At 40.6% G+C, this 18,079-nt stretch carries 17 protein-coding genes; 15 read left to right on the top strand and 2 right to left on the bottom strand.

The window, feature by feature from the left end; genetic code table 11:
- Window position 1 precedes the first annotated feature (1 nt).
- Genes yihA through whiA form a run of 5 tightly spaced genes read left to right on the top strand, consistent with a single transcriptional unit; the run spans window position 2 to window position 3,804 of the window.
- Complete coding sequence (gene yihA / locus HWX15_RS09435) at window positions 2-589, top strand: ribosome biogenesis GTP-binding protein YihA/YsxC (protein WP_000405202.1); 588 nt, start codon at window positions 2-4, stop codon at window positions 587-589.
- 10 nt (window positions 590-599) lie between these two features.
- Window positions 600-980, top strand: coding sequence for a RidA family protein (locus HWX15_RS09430; protein ID WP_050294384.1), 381 nt, complete (start codon window positions 600-602; stop codon window positions 978-980).
- 51 nt (window positions 981-1,031) lie between these two features.
- Window positions 1,032-1,922, top strand: a complete 891-nt coding sequence (rapZ, locus tag HWX15_RS09425) for an RNase adapter RapZ (RefSeq protein WP_175880972.1) — start codon at window positions 1,032-1,034, stop codon at window positions 1,920-1,922.
- Complete coding sequence (locus HWX15_RS09420; protein WP_001231075.1) at window positions 1,919-2,896, top strand: YvcK family protein; 978 nt, start codon at window positions 1,919-1,921, stop codon at window positions 2,894-2,896. Before rapZ ends, HWX15_RS09420 begins: the two co-directional genes overlap by 4 nt.
- On the top strand, window positions 2,893-3,804 hold the full coding sequence (gene whiA, locus HWX15_RS09415) for a DNA-binding protein WhiA (RefSeq protein WP_175880971.1): 912 nt from the start codon (window positions 2,893-2,895) through the stop codon (window positions 3,802-3,804). The genes HWX15_RS09420 and whiA overlap by 4 nt, the downstream gene beginning before the upstream one ends.
- A 497-nt stretch (window positions 3,805-4,301) precedes the next feature.
- On the opposite strand, the gene HWX15_RS09410 is transcribed toward whiA, so the two are convergent.
- Window positions 4,302-5,270 carry an NAD(P)/FAD-dependent oxidoreductase gene (locus HWX15_RS09410; protein ID WP_175880970.1) on the bottom strand — a complete coding sequence of 323 codons (969 nt, stop codon included), beginning with the start codon at window positions 5,268-5,270 and terminating at the stop codon, window positions 4,302-4,304.
- A gap of 135 nt (window positions 5,271-5,405) precedes the next feature.
- Between HWX15_RS09410 and cdaA the strand changes: the two genes are divergently transcribed.
- The 8 genes from cdaA (at window position 5,406) to HWX15_RS09370 (ending at window position 13,691) form a co-directional block, all read left to right on the top strand.
- The gene (gene cdaA, locus HWX15_RS09405) at window positions 5,406-6,263 is read left to right on the top strand and encodes a diadenylate cyclase CdaA (protein WP_050089436.1); all 858 of its coding nucleotides are present in this window, start codon (window positions 5,406-5,408) and stop codon (window positions 6,261-6,263) included.
- Entirely contained in the window at window positions 6,250-7,029 is a 780-nt protein-coding gene (locus tag HWX15_RS09400; protein ID WP_050153432.1) for a CdaR family protein, read from the top strand. Before cdaA ends, HWX15_RS09400 begins: the two co-directional genes overlap by 14 nt.
- Before the next feature lie 24 nt (window positions 7,030-7,053).
- Window positions 7,054-8,406 (top strand): phosphoglucosamine mutase, encoded by a 1,353-nt coding sequence (gene glmM, locus HWX15_RS09395; protein ID WP_175880969.1) that lies wholly within the window; start codon window positions 7,054-7,056, stop codon window positions 8,404-8,406.
- A 73-nt stretch (window positions 8,407-8,479) separates the two neighbouring features.
- Complete coding sequence (locus HWX15_RS09390; RefSeq protein ID WP_001050087.1) at window positions 8,480-8,854, top strand: DUF1149 family protein; 375 nt, start codon at window positions 8,480-8,482, stop codon at window positions 8,852-8,854.
- Between the two features lies 1 nt (window position 8,855).
- Window positions 8,856-9,704 (top strand): DegV family protein, encoded by an 849-nt coding sequence (locus tag HWX15_RS09385; protein ID WP_175880968.1) that lies wholly within the window; start codon window positions 8,856-8,858, stop codon window positions 9,702-9,704.
- Window positions 9,705-9,859: 155 nt separating this feature from the next.
- Window positions 9,860-10,627, top strand: a complete 768-nt coding sequence (dapB, locus tag HWX15_RS09380; RefSeq protein ID WP_175880967.1) for a 4-hydroxy-tetrahydrodipicolinate reductase — start codon at window positions 9,860-9,862, stop codon at window positions 10,625-10,627.
- Complete coding sequence (locus HWX15_RS09375; protein ID WP_303048055.1) at window positions 10,624-11,823, top strand: CCA tRNA nucleotidyltransferase; 1,200 nt, start codon at window positions 10,624-10,626, stop codon at window positions 11,821-11,823. The genes dapB and HWX15_RS09375 overlap by 4 nt, the downstream gene beginning before the upstream one ends.
- On the top strand, window positions 11,820-13,691 hold the full coding sequence (locus tag HWX15_RS09370; RefSeq protein ID WP_175880966.1) for an ABC-F family ATP-binding cassette domain-containing protein: 1,872 nt from the start codon (window positions 11,820-11,822) through the stop codon (window positions 13,689-13,691). The genes HWX15_RS09375 and HWX15_RS09370 overlap by 4 nt, the downstream gene beginning before the upstream one ends.
- A 36-nt stretch (window positions 13,692-13,727) precedes the next feature.
- Here HWX15_RS09370 and mntE read toward each other — a convergent pair whose 3' ends face one another.
- Complete coding sequence (mntE, locus tag HWX15_RS09365) at window positions 13,728-14,912, bottom strand: CDF family manganese efflux transporter MntE (protein WP_175880965.1); 1,185 nt, start codon at window positions 14,910-14,912, stop codon at window positions 13,728-13,730.
- Between the two features lie 191 nt (window positions 14,913-15,103).
- On the opposite strand from mntE, the gene HWX15_RS09360 reads away from it, so the two are divergent.
- A complete protein-coding gene (locus tag HWX15_RS09360; protein WP_175880964.1) occupies window positions 15,104-16,189 on the top strand; it encodes a glycosyltransferase in 1,086 nt (361 codons plus the stop codon).
- The gene (locus HWX15_RS09355; protein ID WP_175880963.1) at window positions 16,183-17,802 is read left to right on the top strand and encodes a hypothetical protein; all 1,620 of its coding nucleotides are present in this window, start codon (window positions 16,183-16,185) and stop codon (window positions 17,800-17,802) included. The genes HWX15_RS09360 and HWX15_RS09355 overlap by 7 nt, the downstream gene beginning before the upstream one ends.
- Window positions 17,803-18,079: the final 277 nt, after the last annotated feature.

Here is an 18,079-nt window from a genome sequence, read left to right as displayed (position 1 = left end):
TATGGAAATCAATACACACAATGCTGAAATCTTGCTCAGTGCGGCTAATAAGTCCCACTATCCGCAGGATGAACTACCAGAGATTGCCCTAGCAGGGCGTTCAAATGTTGGTAAATCCAGCTTTATCAATACCATGCTGAACCGTAAGAATCTGGCTCGTACGTCAGGGAAACCTGGGAAAACTCAGCTGCTCAACTTCTTTAACATTGACGACAAGATGCGCTTTGTGGATGTTCCTGGCTATGGCTATGCCCGTGTTTCCAAAAAGGAACGTGAAAAGTGGGGGCGCATGATTGAGGAGTACCTAACGACTCGAGAAAATCTCCGTGCGGTAGTCAGTCTAGTTGACCTTCGTCATGACCCGTCAGCAGATGATGTGCAGATGTACGAATTTCTCAAGTATTATGAGATTCCGGTTATTATCGTTGCGACTAAAGCAGACAAGATTCCTCGTGGTAAATGGAACAAGCACGAATCAGCAATCAAAAAGAAATTAAACTTTGACCCAAGTGACGACTTTATTCTCTTTTCATCTGTCAGCAAGGCAGGGATGGATGAGGCTTGGGATGCAATCTTAGAAAAATTGTGAGGAAAAGAAAATGGCAAAAACAATTCATACAGACAAAGCTCCAAAGGCTATCGGACCATATGTTCAAGGAAAAATCGTTGGCAATCTTCTGTTTGCTAGTGGTCAAGTTCCCCTATCTCCTGAAACTGGAGAAATCGTTGGAGAAACGATTCAAGAACAGACAGAACAAGTCTTGAAAAACATTGGTGCTATTTTGGCAGAAGCAGGAATAGACTTTGACCATGTTGTCAAAACAACTTGCTTCTTGAGCGATATGAACGACTTTGTTCCTTTTAATGAGGTTTACCAAACGGCCTTTAAAGAGGAATTTCCAGCTCGTTCAGCTGTGGAGGTAGCTCGTCTTCCTCGTGATGTAAAAGTCGAAATTGAAGTCATCGCAGAGATTGGATAAGCTAGTTGAAGTTTGGTGTTGCCAAACTTCTTTTGATATAAGGAGAAAAAGATGACAAAGAAACAACTTCACTTGGTGATTGTGACAGGAATGAGTGGTGCAGGAAAAACAGTTGCTATTCAGTCCTTCGAAGATTTGGGTTATTTTACTATTGATAATATGCCGCCAGCTCTCTTGCCTAAGTTTTTGCAGCTGGTGGAAACAAAGGAAGACGACCATAAGTTGGCTTTAGTAGTGGATATGCGTAGCCGTTCTTTCTTCTCGGAGATTCAAGCTGTTTTGGATGAGTTGGAAAATCAAGATGATTTGGATTTCAAAATCCTCTTTTTGGATGCAGCCGATAAGGAATTGGTCGCTCGTTACAAGGAAACCAGACGGAGTCACCCACTAGCAGCAGATGGACGGATTTTGGATGGAATCAAGCTGGAACGTGAACTCTTGGCACCTTTGAAAAATATGAGCCAAAATGTGGTGGATACAACTGAACTCACTCCGCGTGAGCTGCGTAAAACCCTTGCAGAGCAGTTTTCAGATCAAGAGCAAGCCCAGTCTTTCCGTATCGAAGTCATGTCTTTCGGCTTTAAATATGGAATCCCGATTGATGCAGATTTGGTCTTTGATGTCCGATTCTTGCCCAATCCCTACTACCTACCAGAACTGAGAAACCAAACGGGTGTAGATGAACCAGTGTATCACTATGTCATGAACCATCCAGAGTCCGAAGACTTTTATCAACATTTGTTGGCCTTGATTGAACCGATTTTGCCAAGTTACCAAAAGGAAGGGAAGTCCGTTTTGACCATTGCCATGGGATGTACGGGTGGACAACACCGTAGTGTGGCCTTTGCTAAACGCTTGGCGCAGGACTTATCCAAGAATTGGCCTGTTAATGAAGGGCATCGCGATAAAGACCGAAGAAAGGAAACGGTAAACCGTTCATGAGAAAACCAAAGATAACGGTGATTGGTGGAGGGACTGGGATACCCGTCATTCTTAAAAGTCTGCGGGAAAAAGATGTGGAAATCGCTGCTATCGTAACTGTGGCGGATGATGGTGGTTCATCAGGTGAACTCCGAAAAAATATGCAGCAATTGACACCGCCAGGTGATCTTCGCAATGTCCTTGTGGCCATGTCGGATATGCCTAAGTTCTATGAGAAGGTCTTTCAGTATCGCTTTTCTGAGGATGCCGGAGCCTTTGCTGGCCATCCATTGGGAAATCTCATTATCGCTGGCCTGTCAGAAATGCAGGGTTCGACCTATAATGCCATGCAGTTATTGAGCAAATTTTTCCATACCACTGGGAAGATTTATCCTTCCAGTGACCATCCCTTGACCTTGCATGCAGTCTTTCAGGATGGGACAGAAGTGGCTGGAGAGAGTCATATTGCAGACCATCCGGGCATGATTGACCATGTCTATGTGACCAATACCCTCAACGATGATACGCCTCTGGCCAGCCGTCGAGTAGTGCAGACCATTCTTGAAAGTGACATGATTGTCCTAGGGCCTGGCTCTCTCTTTACCTCTATTTTACCTAATATCGTGATTAAGGAAATCGGGCAGGCGCTTTTGGAAACCAAGGCAGAAATCGCCTATGTCTGCAATATCATGACCCAACGTGGGGAGACGGAACACTTTACAGATAGTGACCATGTGGAAGTCTTGCATCGTCACCTTGGTCGCCCTTTTATCGACACTGTCTTGGTGAATATTGAAAAAGTGCCTCAGGAATACATGAATTCCAATCGCTTTGATGAATACTTGGTCCAGGTGGAACATGATTTTGCTGGTCTTTGTAAGCAAGTTCCGCGTGTGATTTCATCCAACTTCCTTCGTCTGGAAAATGGGGGCGCCTTTCACGATGGAGATTTGATCGTGGACGAGTTGATGCGCATTATACAGGTGAGAAAATGAGTTTCACAGTAGCAGTAAAAGAAGAAATCCTAGGTCAACACCATCTCAGTCGACATGAACTATCAGCCATTATCAAGATGTCCGGTAGCATCGGTCTCTCGACTTCGGGCCTAACCTTGTCTGTCGTGACAGAAAATGCCAAGCTGGCTCGGCACCTCTATGAGTCCTTTCTCCATTTTTATGAAATCAAATCGGAAATCCGACACCACCAGAGAAGTAATCTTCGTAAGAATCGGGTCTATACCGTTTTTACAGATGAAAAGGTGCAGGACTTGTTGAGTGATTTACACTTAGCCGACTCTTTCTTTGGCCTGGAAACAGATATTGATGAGGCGATTTTATCAGACGAGGAAGCAGGTCGTTCCTATCTCTGTGGCGCTTTCTTGGCAAATGGAAGTATTCGTGACCCTGAATCGGGTAAGTACCAGTTGGAAATTAGTTCTGTCTATCTGGACCATGCGCAAGGGCTTGCCTCCCTTCTCCAGCAGTTTTTACTGGATGCTAAGGTGCTTGAGCGTAAGAAGGGGGCTGTGACCTATCTCCAGCGTGCCGAAGACATTATGGACTTCTTGATAGTGATTGGGGCCATGCAGGCGCGTGATGATTTTGAGCGGATTAAGATTTTGCGAGAAACCCGTAATGATCTCAATCGGGCAAATAATGCCGAGACAGCTAATATAGCTCGGACAGTTTCTGCCAGCATGAAGACTATCAACAATATCAGCAAAATTAAAGATATCATGGGCTTAGAAAATCTGCCAGTGGATTTGCAGGAAGTAGCGCAGTTGCGGATTCAGCACCCAGACTACTCTATCCAGCAGTTAGCAGATAGCCTCAGCACTCCCCTGACCAAAAGTGGTGTCAATCATAGACTCAGAAAGATAAATAAATTAGCTGATGAGTTATAAAGATATAAAACAAGCCCTTGAATTATCAGTATGATTGGTTGATTCCATTTTTCTAACAGCCTGATGTCGCTAGTTTACAAAATATTAACCTGTTTCTTGACAATTGAATAGAGCATGTGAGATAATAAAGGGGAATTGAGAAGTTCTAGCATTTTAGTGCTAACAGAAATCCCCTCGGTACTGCAATACCGAGGGGATTTTTTCTGGGTTAGATAGCACTAACCATGAAGGTTACTTGTCGAAGTGATCGTCTAACCAACGAGTCACCAGCCATGAGATGATACTCTCGATGACTGCGATAAGTACTATTCTGAGAAGTTCTAGCATCTGTAATACCTCCTTTTCCAAGGCGTATTGTTAGTGCCGTCCCTATTATATCACATGTTTTATCAGTTTGATAGGCATTTTTATTTTTGTTAAAGAAGGGGGAAATATGAGCTAACAAGATAGCTGATGAATTATAAAACCACGAATCCTATGTGACTCGTGGTTCTTTTTTATAAACTAGTAGAGTGTTTTGGTTGTACTTTTTGTTCAGGGTCTATGTAGTTGATAGCATTATTGACAGCAGTTGGAGCTTCTCCGAGACCTGTCGCAATCAAGTCAATTTTTCCGTCATAGTAGCAGCAGTCACCGATAGCATAGATACCTGCTTGGCTGGATTCCTGTTTGCTGTTGACGATAATCTTGTGGCGGTTGAGGTCGAGCCCCCAGCTTTTGAGGTTACCGACAGAAGATTTGAAACCATAGTTAACAAAAAGGTGGTCTAGGTCAATCGTTTCGGTTTCATCAGATTTAACTTTTGTGATTTCAAGTTTATCAAGCGTTTTTCCATCTCCAAGGAGTTGGCTAGGGATGAATGGTGTTTTAATGCTTACAGATGATTCTTGCAAGGCTTGAACACTGTGCTCCAAGGCACGGAAATTATCTCTGCGGTGAACAAGGGTAGTTGGTGCAATTTTTTCAAAAGCCAAAGCCCAATCAACAGCTGAGTCTCCCCCACCAAGAATCGTCACTTTCTTACCAGCGTATTGCTGAATGTTAGAAACGTGGTAGTGGATATTTTCATATCCCTCAACCCCTTCAAGTTCCAGCGGACGTGGTTTGAAGGCACCGCCACCCATTGCGATGATAACTGTTTTAGTCAGGTGACTTCCTTTAGAAGTGGTAATGGCAAAGCCTTCTTCTTGTTTTTCAATTTCAAGCACCGTTTCATTGAGATGGATAGGGGTATCAAATCCATTTAGCTGTTCAATCAAGCGGTTAGTCAACTCTTCTCCAGTCAGGTTTGGGAAACCTGGTACGTCTAGGATTTCCTTTTCAGGGTAGAGAATAGCAGGTTGTCCACCTAGCTGGGGAAGAGAGTCGATGATTTGGACCTTGGCTTGGCGTAGGTGGGCATAGAAGGCTGCAAAAAGCCCGACAGGACCACCACCTACAATGGTAATATCATAGAGTTGAGACATAGTTTCTCCTTTGTTTTTTCTAGTCAGTTTATTGTATCATATTTTTGCTCAATGTAAAATGAACTAGGATAGGGAAAAAAATGCCAGAAAATGGTATAATAGGACGAAAGTGTTTTGATAGGGAGGATATCAGGGATGAATTTTCAACAATTATCCAATCTGCAATATTGGACCAGTTTGTTTGCAAGTCCATGGACGATAGCTATCAATCTGATTGATATTTTGATTGTTGCTTATATTTTATACCATTTTACAAAAGCTATTGCAGGAACCAAGATTATGATTTTGGTACGTGGAGTTTTGGTGTTTATTTTAGCTCAAATCCTTGCAAATATGATTGGCTTGACTACGATTTCTTGGTTGATCAATCAAATTATTACTTATGGGGTTATTGCGGCGGTTGTTATCTTCTCTCCAGAGATTCGGACTGGTTTGGAACGTTTGGGAAGAGCGACAGATTTCTTTTCCAATGCCCCTATTAGTGCTGAGGAACAGATGATTCGTGCCTTTGTTAAGTCTGTTGAATACATGAGTCCTCGTAAAATCGGTGCCTTGGTTGCTATTCAGCGTGTACGTACCTTGCAGGAGTATATTTCGACAGGAATTCCCTTGGATGCTAAGATTTCTGCAGAACTTCTCATTAACATTTTTATTCCCAACACTCCCCTACATGATGGTGCGGTGATTATCAGAGAAGAACGTATCGCTGTGACGTCTGCCTATCTGCCCTTGACAGAAAGTACAGGAATTTCCAAGGAATTTGGGACCAGACACCGGGCGGCTATCGGTTTATCAGAAGTCTCAGATGCCTTGACTTTTGTCGTATCAGAGGAAACGGGAGGAATTTCGATAACCTATAATGGAAGCTTTAAGCACAACCTAACACTTGATGAATTTGAAACAGAATTACGTGAAATCTTACTTCCAAAAGAGGAAGCAGGTCTTAGTTTTAAAGAACGATTGCTAGGAGGATGGAAACATGAGAAAAAATAGTTTATATATTATATCCTCACTCTTTTTTGCTTGTGTCTTATTTGTCTATGCTACGGCGACGAATTTTCAAAACAGTACCAGTGCTAGGCAGGTAAAAACGGAAACCTATACGAATACAGTAACAAATGTCCCTATTGACATACGCTATAATAGTGATGAGTATTTTATTAGCGGTTTTGCTTCAGAAGTATCAGTGGTCTTGACTGGTGCAAATCGCCTATCGCTAGCTAGTGAAATGCAAGAAAGCACACGTAAATTCAAGGTTACTGCTGACCTAACAGATGCCAGTGTTGGAACGATTGAGGTTCCTTTGAGCATTGAAGATTTACCCAATGGGCTGACCGCTGTGGCGACTCCGCAAAAAATTACAGTCAAGATTGGTAAGAAGGCTCAAAAGAATAAGGTAAAGGTTGTACCAGAGATTGACCCTAGTCAAATTGATAGTCGGGTACAGATTGAAAATGTCACGGTGTCAGATGAAGAAGTGTCGATTACGAGTGACCAAGAGACATTGGATAGAATTGATAAGATTATCGCTGTCTTGCCAACTAGCGAACGCATAACAGGTAATTACAGTGGTTCAGTACCTTTGCAGGCAATTGACCGCAATGGTGTTGTCTTACCGGCAGTTATCACTCCCTTTGATACAATAATGAAGGTGACTACAAAACCAGTAGCACCAAGTTCAAGTACATCAAATTCAACTACAAGCAGTTCATCGGAGACATCTTCGTCAACGAAAGCAACTAGTTCAAAAACGAATTAAAAATAGAAAAAGGATTTTATAAAAATGGGTAAATATTTTGGGACTGATGGAGTCCGTGGAGAAGCTAATGTAGAACTTACTCCGGAATTAGCCTTTAAACTAGGACGTTTTGGAGGCTATGTTCTCAGTCAACATGAAACGGAAGCACCGAAAGTCTTTGTAGGACGTGACACACGTATTTCAGGGGAAATGCTAGAATCTGCCTTGGTGGCAGGTCTTCTATCTGTAGGAATTCACGTATACAAACTAGGCGTTTTGGCAACACCAGCAGTAGCTTACTTGGTTAAAACTGAGGGAGCAAGTGCCGGTGTCATGATTTCTGCTAGTCACAACCCAGCCCTTGATAATGGAATCAAGTTCTTTGGCGGTGATGGCTTCAAACTAGATGATGAAAAAGAAGCAGAAATTGAAGCCTTGCTAGATGCTGCGGAAGATACTCTTCCTCGTCCAAGTGCAGAAGGCTTAGGAACCTTGGTAGATTATCCAGAAGGCTTGCGTAAGTATGAAGGATACCTTGTTTCAACTGGAACTCCTCTTGAAGGAATGAAGGTTGCCTTGGATACAGCCAATGGTGCAGCTTCTACAAGTGCCCGTCAAATTTTTGCAGATCTTGGTGCTCAATTAACAGTTATCGGGGAAACACCAGATGGTCTTAACATCAACCTTAATGTTGGTTCAACCCACCCAGAAGCCCTTCAAGAAGTGGTCAAAGAAAGTGACTCAGCTATCGGTTTGGCCTTTGACGGAGACAGTGACCGTTTGATTGCTGTTGATGAAAATGGTGAGATTGTTGATGGTGACAAAATCATGTACATCATTGGGAAATACCTTTCTGAAAAAGGACAATTGGCCCAAAATACAATTGTGACAACTGTGATGTCCAACCTTGGTTTCCACAAGGCCTTGGACCGTGAAGGTATTAACAAGGCAGTAACTGCAGTTGGCGATCGTTACGTTGTTGAAGAAATGAGAAAATCAGGCTACAACCTTGGTGGTGAACAGTCTGGTCACATCATCTTGATGGACTACAATACCACTGGTGATGGTCAATTATCTGCTGTCCAATTGACAAAAATCATGAAGGAAACTGGTAAGAGCTTGTCAGAGTTGGCAGCAGAAGTAACCATTTATCCACAAAAATTAGTCAATATCCGAGTGGAAAATGCCATGAAGGAAAAGGCTATGGAAGTGCCAGCTATCAAGGCTATCATCGAGAAGATGGAAGAAGAAATGGCAGGGAATGGCCGTATCCTAGTACGCCCAAGTGGAACAGAGCCCCTCTTGCGTGTCATGGCAGAAGCGCCTACAACAGAAGAAGTAGACTACTATGTTGATACCATCGCAGACGTAGTTCGAGCTGAAATCGGGATTGACTAAATCCGAGAAAACTAGATGAAAATAAAAAATTATGGTACAATAGCTTATAATATTGTAGCCGAGGGAGAAAGACATGAATCTTAAACGTGAACAAGAATTTGTTAGTCAGTATCATTTTGATGCGCGTAATTTTGAATGGGAAAATGAAAATGGAGCTCCTGAAACTAAGGTGGATGTGAACTTCCAATTGCTCCAACATGATCAAGAAAATCAAGTGACTTCCTTGATTGTCATCTTGACCTTTATGATTGTATTTGATAAGTTTGTCATCAGTGGAACCATTTCACAGGTAAACCACATCGATGGCCGTATTGTCAATGAACCAAGTGAATTGAGCCAAGAAGAAGTGGAAACTTTGGCTCGTCCATGTTTGAATATGCTCAACCGTTTGACTTACGAAGTAACTGAAATTGCATTAGACTTACCAGGAATCAATTTGGAGTTCTAATATGAAATTAGCTGTTATCACAGATTCCTCTGCCTATCTCAGTGCAGAGACCTTGCAAAGAGAAGATTTATTTGTCTTGGATATTCCTGTCAATATTGATGGTGAGGAGTATGTCGAAGGCATCAATCTGACTGCTGAGGAATTTTACCAAAAAATGGCTCAGGCTTCTGAACTGCCTAAGACTAGTCAACCAAGTATTGCCAAGTTAGATGAAATCTTAACTTCGCTCAAAGAACAAGGTTATACACATGCCTTGGGACTTTTCCTATCTTCTGGAATTTCAGGTTTTTACCAAAATATCCAGTATATGATAGATGAATATGAGGGCTTAACCATTGCTTTTCCAGACACTTTGATTACAAGTGCTCCTCTGGGTATCATGGTTGAAAGCGTCTTTAATTGGAGTGACCAGGGCGATGATTTTGCTATCATTCAGGAAAAGCTAGCCATTCAAATCAGCCGTACGTCAGCTTTTATCATGGTAGATGATTTAGATCATTTGGTAAAAGGTGGGCGCCTTTCAAATGGGGCTGCCATTTTGGGCAATCTGCTAAGCATTAAACCGATCCTTTATTTCAACGACCAAGGTGTGATTGAGGTTTACGAAAAAGTTCGTACTGAAAAGAAAGCAACCAAGCGCTTAATTGAGATTATCAAGGAAACAACAGCTTCAGGCCAATACCGTATCATTGTCATTCACGGGAATGCTCCCGAAAAGGCTGAGGAATTGCGCCAGCACTTGCTAGAATCTGGAGTGGGTTCGGATATTTCACTTGCTACATTTGGTAGTGTCATTGGAACACACCTAGGTGCAGGAAGTATTGCTTTAGGTTATATTCCAGTGATTTAGTTGGCACTTTTAGACTAGTTAAGAAGTTAGCAGTTGAACACGCCTGGAACCCTGTGTGAAAAAGATAGATTTTCCAAGGAGTAGACACTTCTTGATCAAAACTCCTATTTTCACTTTGTGTTCCTACAGGCTTTGTATCTTAGACAGGAGTAGAGATGAGTATTCGAGTAATTATTGCTGGTTTTAAGGGAAAGATGGGCCAAGCTGCTTGTCAGATGGTCTTGGCTGATCCAGACTTGGACTTGGTAGCAGTTTTGGATCCCTTTGAGTCTGAGTCAGAATGGCAGGGTATTCCTGTTTTCAAGGATAAGGCTGATTTAGCAGGCTTTGAAGCGGATGTCTGGGTAGATTTTACTACACCAGCTGTTGCCTATGAAAATACACGTTTTGCTCTTGAAAATGGCTTTGCTCCAGTAGTTGGAACGACTGGTTTCACAAGTGAAGAAATTGCAGAGCTAAAATCATTTTCCCGTTCCCAAGATTTGGGTGGTTTGATAGCTCCAAATTTCGCCTTGGGTGCTGTTTTACTCATGCAATTTGCAAAGCAGGCTGCCAAATATTTCCCAAATGTGGAGATTATCGAGCTCCATCATGACAAGAAAAAGGATGCTCCGAGTGGAACAGCCATTAAAACAGCTGAGTTGATGGCGGAAGTTCGAGCGTCTATTCAGCAAGGTGCGCCTGATGAAGAAGAATTGATTGCAGGTGCCCGTGGTGCTGACTTTGATGGCATGCGGATTCACTCAGTTCGTTTACCAGGCTTGGTAGCACATCAGGAAGTCATCTTTGGCAATCAGGGAGAAGGATTGACTCTCCGTCATGACTCCTATGATCGCAGCTCCTTCATGACAGGGGTGAATTTGGGAATTAAAGAAGTTGTCAAGCGTCATGAGCTTGTCTATGGATTAGAACACTTATTATGAGATTAACGCAAATGCCTTCTGAATTTCAGAAGGCTTTACCAGTATTAGAAAAAATTAAAGAAGCAGGCTTTGAAGCCTATTTTGTTGGGGGTTCTGTTCGAGATGCCCTTCTCAATCGTCCCATCCACGATGTGGACATTGCGACGTCTTCTTATCCAGAAGAGACCAAGCAGATTTTTCCGCGAACAGCCGATATCGGAATCGAGCATGGAACTGTCTTGGTTTTAGATGGGGATGAGGAGTATGAGGTAACCACCTTTCGGACAGAAGATGTCTATGTGGACTATCGAAGACCCAGTGCTGTTTCCTTTGTGCGCTCGCTAGAAGAAGACCTCAAGCGCCGTGATTTTACAGTCAACGCCTTTGCCTTGGACGAGACAGGGGAAATCATTGACTTGTTCCATGGGTTAGAAGATTTAGAAAATCAAGTTTTGCGAGCAGTTGGGGAGCCTAGTGAACGTTTCAACGAAGATGCTCTGCGGATTATGCGTGGTTTCCGTTTTCAGGCTAGTCTTGGCTTCGAACTTGAGCCAGAAACGTTTAAAGCTATGAAGACCTTGACGCCCCTTTTGGAGAAAATTTCTGTAGAGCGTACTTTTGTTGAGTTTGATAAACTCTTGCTGGCTCCATTTTGGAGAAGGGGCTTGGCTTCCATGATTGAGAGTCAAGCTTATGACTATCTCCCTGATATGGCATCTAGCCAAGACAAGCTCAACAGATTGTTTGAGTTGGGGACTGATTTCACCTTTGAATCCTCTGAACAAGCTTGGGCGGCTCTACTGTGGGCTCTGGAGATTGAAAATGCGCAGTCCTTTTTGAAAGCTTGGAAGACATCACGCCAGTTTGCCAAGCAAGTTCAGGATTTGCTGACTATTTTGGCTCTGCGTGAAAAGGGAGAATTGAGCAAGCGCGATTGTTATCGCTTTGACTTGGATTTACTTTTACAGGCTGAAAATCTTCGTCAGGCTCAAGGAAAAGAAGTTAATCCACAAGTGATTACAGAAACCTACCAGAGTTTGACCATTCATGATAAGAAAGAAATCCAAATCAACGGTAGTATTTTGATCAAGGAATATGGTTATCAACCAGGTCCAGATTTGGGAGAGATTTTAACAGAGATTAAATATGCCATTGTCGATGGAGAATTGGAAAATGACCGTCAAGCCATCCATGCTTATCTGAGGGAGAAAAAATGAGTGATTTTATCGTTGAAAAACTAAATAAATCCGTCGGTGATAAGACCGTTTTTAAGGATATTTCCTTTATTATCCATGACCTAGACAGAATTGGTCTGATTGGTGTCAATGGAACGGGGAAGACCACCCTTTTGGATGTCCTTTCTGGTGTTTCTGGCTTTGATGGGGATGTCAGTCCTTTTTCAGCTAAAAATGATTACCAGATTGGTTATTTGACTCAAGATCCTGATTTTGATGATAGCAAGACGGTCTTGGATACGGTTCTTTCCAGCGACCTCAAGGAAATCCAGCTCATTCGTGAGTATGAGTTGATCATGCTCAACTACAGTGAGGACAAGCAGGCTCGTTTGGAACGGGTCATGGCTGAAATGGACTCTCTCCAAGCTTGGGAAATCGAGAGTCAGGTCAAGACTGTTCTCAGCAAGCTGGGGATTCAGGACTTATCTACTCCTGTTGGGGAATTGTCAGGTGGTCTAAGAAGACGGGTCCAGTTGGCGCAAGTTCTTCTTGGTAATCACGACCTCTTGCTTTTGGATGAGCCGACCAACCATCTGGACATTGCGACCATCGAGTGGCTGACCCTCTTTTTGAAAAATTCTAAGAAGACAGTTCTCTTTATCACCCACGACCGTTATTTCCTAGACGCTTTGTCAACACGTATTTTCGAGTTGGATCGAGCAGGCTTGACCGAGTATCAGGGCAATTATCAGGACTATGTTCGCCTCAAGGCGGAACAGGATGAGCGCGATGCGGCTCTTCTCCACAAAAAGGAACAACTTTATAAGCAAGAATTGGCCTGGATGCGTAGACAACCGCAGGCGCGTGCGACCAAGCAGCAGGCTCGTATCAATCGTTTCCACGATTTGAAGAAAGAAGTTTCAGGTGGCGTTGCTGAAACAGACTTGACCATGAACTTTGAAACCAGTCGGATTGGGAAGAAAGTCATCGAGTTTCAGGATGTTTCCTTTGCCTATGAAAACAAGCCTATTTTGCAAGATTTTAATCTCTTGGTGCAGGCTAAAGATCGTATTGGAATTGTTGGGGACAACGGTGTTGGAAAATCAACCCTCCTCAACTTGATTGCAGGAAGTCTTGAGCCGACAGCAGGTCAAGTTGTGATAGGGGAAACTGTTCGCATCGCCTATTTCTCTCAGCAAATTGAGGGCTTGGATGAGAGCAAGCGAGTGATCAATTACCTGCAGGAAGTAGCAGAAGAAGTCAAGACCAGCGGTGGTTCTACGACTTCGATTGCAGAGTTGCTGGAGCAGTTCCTCTTCCCACGTTCGACGCATGGAACCTTGATTGAGAAATTGTCTGGGGGAGAGAAAAAACGTCTTTATCTCCTCAAACTGCTCTTGGAAAAACCAAATGTTCTCCTTTTGGACGAGCCAACCAATGACTTGGATATTGCAACCTTGACAGTCTTGGAGAATTTCTTGCAAGGCTTTGCAGGGCCTGTCTTGACAGTTAGTCACGACCGTTATTTCTTGGATAAGGTAGCGACCAAGATTCTGGCCTTTGAGGATGGTAAGATTCGTCCATTCTTTGGTCATTACACCGACTATCTTGATGAAAAAGCCTTTGAAACAGAGATGGCCAATCAAGTGCAAAAGGCCGAAAAGGAAAAAGTCGTCAAAGTCCGTGAAGACAAGAAACGCATGACCTATCAAGAAAAGCAGGAGTGGGCAAGCATTGAAGGCGATATTGAAGCCTTGGAAAACCGTATCGCTGCTATTGAAGAGGAAATGCAGGCCAACGGCTCTGACTTTGGTAAGCTGGCTACTCTCCAAAAAGAACTGGATGAGAAAAACGAAGCACTCCTTGAAAAATACGAACGCTATGAGTATCTCAGTGACTTTGATAGCTAGAAGAATAGAAAAATCCCGTCTCATGACAGGATTTCTCTATTCTTTTTTTGTTTCTTGGTGAAAGATATTTTGCCAAGTTTCGTGGCGACGCCAGATACTGGTATGGACGATACCATCTAACTCATAGCAGATGAGTTTTGTTTTCTGACTGATGGAAGTGATTTGGATATCCTTGATAGCAGAATTCAAGTCTTTTTCGGCTTTATAGGCCTCTTTATCCATCTGTTCTCCGTCTTGACGAATATAGACAAAATCGTCAGCTAAGAGTTCTTCCAGTTGATTTCCCTGATCAATCAATTGCTCGCGCATAAGCAATTTTTTGTAGACATTGTCTAAAATTTCATCCTCAGGGATAGGTGCTGGTTCGATATGGACATCGGTATCAAAGACTCCAAAACGTTCCTCCAGCATAGATTCGACTTGATCCGCAATCTCATGACTTTCATAAACTGACAAGTCTGGATTCATCTCCAGCGTGATATCCAAGTAAATATTGCTGCCGTAGGTACGACCTCTTTGGGACTTAACCTTGCTGATTTTGGGAATTTCCATAATGGCTTTTTGATAGTCCTCAAGCAGGCGGTCGTCGAAGCCATCTGAAAGACTAAAGGAAGACTCGATAAAGATATCATAGGCAGTTTTCAAGATAAAGAAAGTGATGATGATAGCAACCAGTTTATCCACAATGGGATAATCGAAACTACTAGCTAGGATGGCAATGGTAGTACCAAGAGAGGTAACAGCATCAGAAAGATTGTCCTTGGCAGCTGCCTTCAGCGCCTTGGAGTTGGATTTCTTACTGAGGCGAGTATTGTAGAGATAGACCACAAACATAATCGCTGCAGAAATGATTCCTAGAGTTGCACCCAGAGGATCAATGACCGTTTCTTCATGACTGAGAATCTTCTGAATGGTATCCTGAAGTACATCGAAACCGACATAAAACATGATGATGGAAGTAATTAAGCTAGCCAAATCCTCAATCTTCCAGTGACCAAAACGGTGGTCTCGGTCAGCAGGTTGGCGTGCCATTCGAATCCCAATCAAGAGGGCCACATTTCCAATGATGTCCGACACGTTGTTAAAACCATCAGCCACCAAACTGGATGAATGCAGAAGATGACCAGCTGCTAATTTTGCTGCAGACAAGATCAAATAGGTTGAAATGCTGATAATGGCCCCACGCTCAGCTAACTTGAGATTTGAGATAGATTGCTTCATTCAACTTCCTTTCTAGTCACATAGCATTCTACCATTATACTGGTTTTCAAGGGAAAATTCAAATAGGACGGATAAAACTAAGAAAATACAAAGCAGAAAATGCTTTTTTTTTTTAGGAAACGTGATAAAATGATATCTGGAAGTTTATGCTTTTTTATACAAAAATATTAGCAAATACCAAAGGAGATTATATGAAAACATTGATTGTTATTCCTGCCCTAAATCCTCCACTTGATTTGATTCAATACATAGAAAAATTAAGGCAATCTGGTTTAGAAGATATTCTAATTGTAGATGATGGAAGTAGGTCAGAATGTGGTTATATTTTTGAACAACTAAGAGATAAACAAGGATGTCAGATATTAACCCATGCAAAAAATTTAGGAAAGGGTCGTGCCTTAAAAAATGCTTTTAACTATTTTCTGACAATGCCAAATGTAGAAGAATATAACGGGATTGTCACTGCTGATTCGGATGGACAACATAGGGTTGAAGATGTCTTATCTATGGTAGAGACAATTTCTAATTATCCTGACTCACTCATTTTAGGTTGTCGTGATTTTGATTCTGAAAATGTTCCACCAAAAAGTAAATTTGGGAATAAGCTTACAAAATTAGTATTTAAATTGCTTTATGGTCGAAAAATTACAGATACTCAGACTGGACTTCGAAGCTTTCCAAAGGCAATTTTACATGAAATGTTGGAGATTTCAGGTGAACGATTTGAGTATGAGACTAAAATGTTAATCCATACATTTGATAATTCAATTCCCATCAAAGAAATAAGGATTGAAACTATTTACTTTGATGGGAATGCTGAAACTCATTTCAATCCTATTAAAGATTCATTGAGAATTTACAAAGTAATCTTTGCATCATTCTTTAAATATTTGTTATCTTCTCTTTCTTCCTTTTTAGTTGATATTGGATTGTTTCAGTTGTTCCTTTGGCTTTCCCTATCTGTAGGAATTCATAGAGGAGCATTGTTGATTCTACTATCAACCATTTTGTCAAGAATAATTTCATCTTATTTTAATTTTACAATAAATAAGAATTTTGTCTTTGATGGTGAAAAAAGGATTCATAAAACGATTGTGAAATACTATAGCTTGGCTGCTTTCCAAATGTTCTTGTCTGCAGCAATGGTGACAGTTGTTTGGAATATGTTTTCTGGTTCTGAAACAGCTATTAAAATAGCAGTCGATACAATCTTATTTCTCGCCAGTTATCAAGTTCAAAGAAGGTGGGTGTTTAGAGAGAAGGAGTTACCATGCTAATTGTTTTTAGAATGCTCTTATTATTTTTATCAATTTTTGGATATTTCAGTTTTTTTAGATTAAAGACGAAGATAGAAGTTTCTTTTATTCCAGTTGTGGTTTTTTCAGGTATTGGGACAATCATCTTTCTTTCAGGTCTTTTGAATATATTGAAGCTGACCTCGATTGTTCTTTTTTGTATAGGAATCTTTCTGAATAAATATTCTCTTTATTTGATAACTGATAAAAAATATATTCAGCAATCCTTTTGTTTTTTTCTTGCTATGATATTCTTATTTATCCTTTTAAAAGATAATTTATGGATTCATTATGATAATTTTTCACATTGGGGGATAGTAGCTAAAGAAATTGTAACATATAATCAATTTCCTAATTTTCAATCTGACCTAATACAATTTCAAAGTTATGCGACAGGTAGTGCCAGCTTTATTTACTATATGTCAAAAATTACAGGTCTTCATTCTGAAGGATTTATGAGTGTTGCCCAATCTTGGCTAGTACTTAGTGCATGCTTTACATTTTTTGTATGGATTTCTAGAAATTCGAAAAAGTATAGTATCCCAGTCATAATGTTTATCATACTACTCTTTATAGTAAATATTCAGCCCTATGATTTACTTGTAGATACATTGTTGACATCATTAGCATTGGCTACTATCAACATAATTGTCTTTTATCAAAAGAGTTTACAAAAAATAACTTATCAGCTTAGTTTAATTTTTTTATTTTTGATATCTGTAAAAACAAGTGGTATATTTTTTGTAATTTCTGCACTATTTCTCATGATTTTCTATTCTTTTAGGATGAGAAAAGAATTACGGTTTCATATTTGGTTACAAACATTCTATGTAGTTGTTGGGATTGTCTTTGTAAACATTTTATGGAAAGCACATGTTTCTTATGTTTTTATTGCAGGAAATAAGTCAAAACATTCATTTAGTTTAGTGAGTTATAAGGAGAATTTGTTAGATAAAGGAAAAAGCAAAATAATTGAGATAATGTTTCAATATGCTCAACGAATTTTTTCATTTGATAATATTATTTTAATTTTGCTTGTGCTAATAGGGGGAGTTTTAATCTATTGTATTTTAGCTAAAAAGAAAATATTGGGAATAGAGTTAGTCGTTTTTCCTAGTTTAACTTATATTATTTATCATCTTAATTTGTTAGCTATGTACATTGTATCAATGCCCTATGATGAAGCAAAAAATTTAGATAGTTTCAGTAGATATAATATGACAATTGTATTATTTGTTTTGGGGATTATGCTCATTTATTCTTTAAAATACTCAGTACAGCTTTCTAAATATTTTCTCTATATGCTTTCTATTGTATTGATAGCTGTTGCTTTTATCAATAAAGAGGCATTTAATCAATTTATTACAAGTAAATTTACAGCAGATCGTTATAGAATAGAGGAAAGATTAAGAAGTGTATCCTATAAGAAAGACATTCCTACAGTAGTTCAAATAAAAAGAAAATCACTATCTAAAGGATATTTATGGTTTCTATTGCGTTATGACTTGCATACAAAAGATGTTAGTATAGACTATCTTGATGAAGAAGTTTCGAATAATAGAGAAAGTGTTCAAGTATTAACTATTGATTATTGATGAAATAGTAATGATTAGTCATGATAGTTTGACTGTCTAAGATGATTCAATTCCTTGAATTTTCTTCAAAATTTGGTATAATAGTACTACTCAAGGGAGTAGCTGGCAGAAACCTGTGATAGTGTCGTCATTCCGAATTTTATACTGAAAAGTATGCTTTCCGGCACTATCTTAAACAGCGAGACTTGTTATGATTAACAGGTCTCTTTTTGTTTGTCGTGAAAAGATGCGATGAGGAAAAAGAGAGTCTGTTTTGCACACAATGTCAAGGAGGAGA

Source organism: Streptococcus thalassemiae, assembly GCF_903645285.1.
Lineage (GTDB): Bacteria > Bacillota > Bacilli > Lactobacillales > Streptococcaceae > Streptococcus > Streptococcus thalassemiae.
This window is presented reverse-complemented; position numbering and strand designations above follow the sequence as displayed.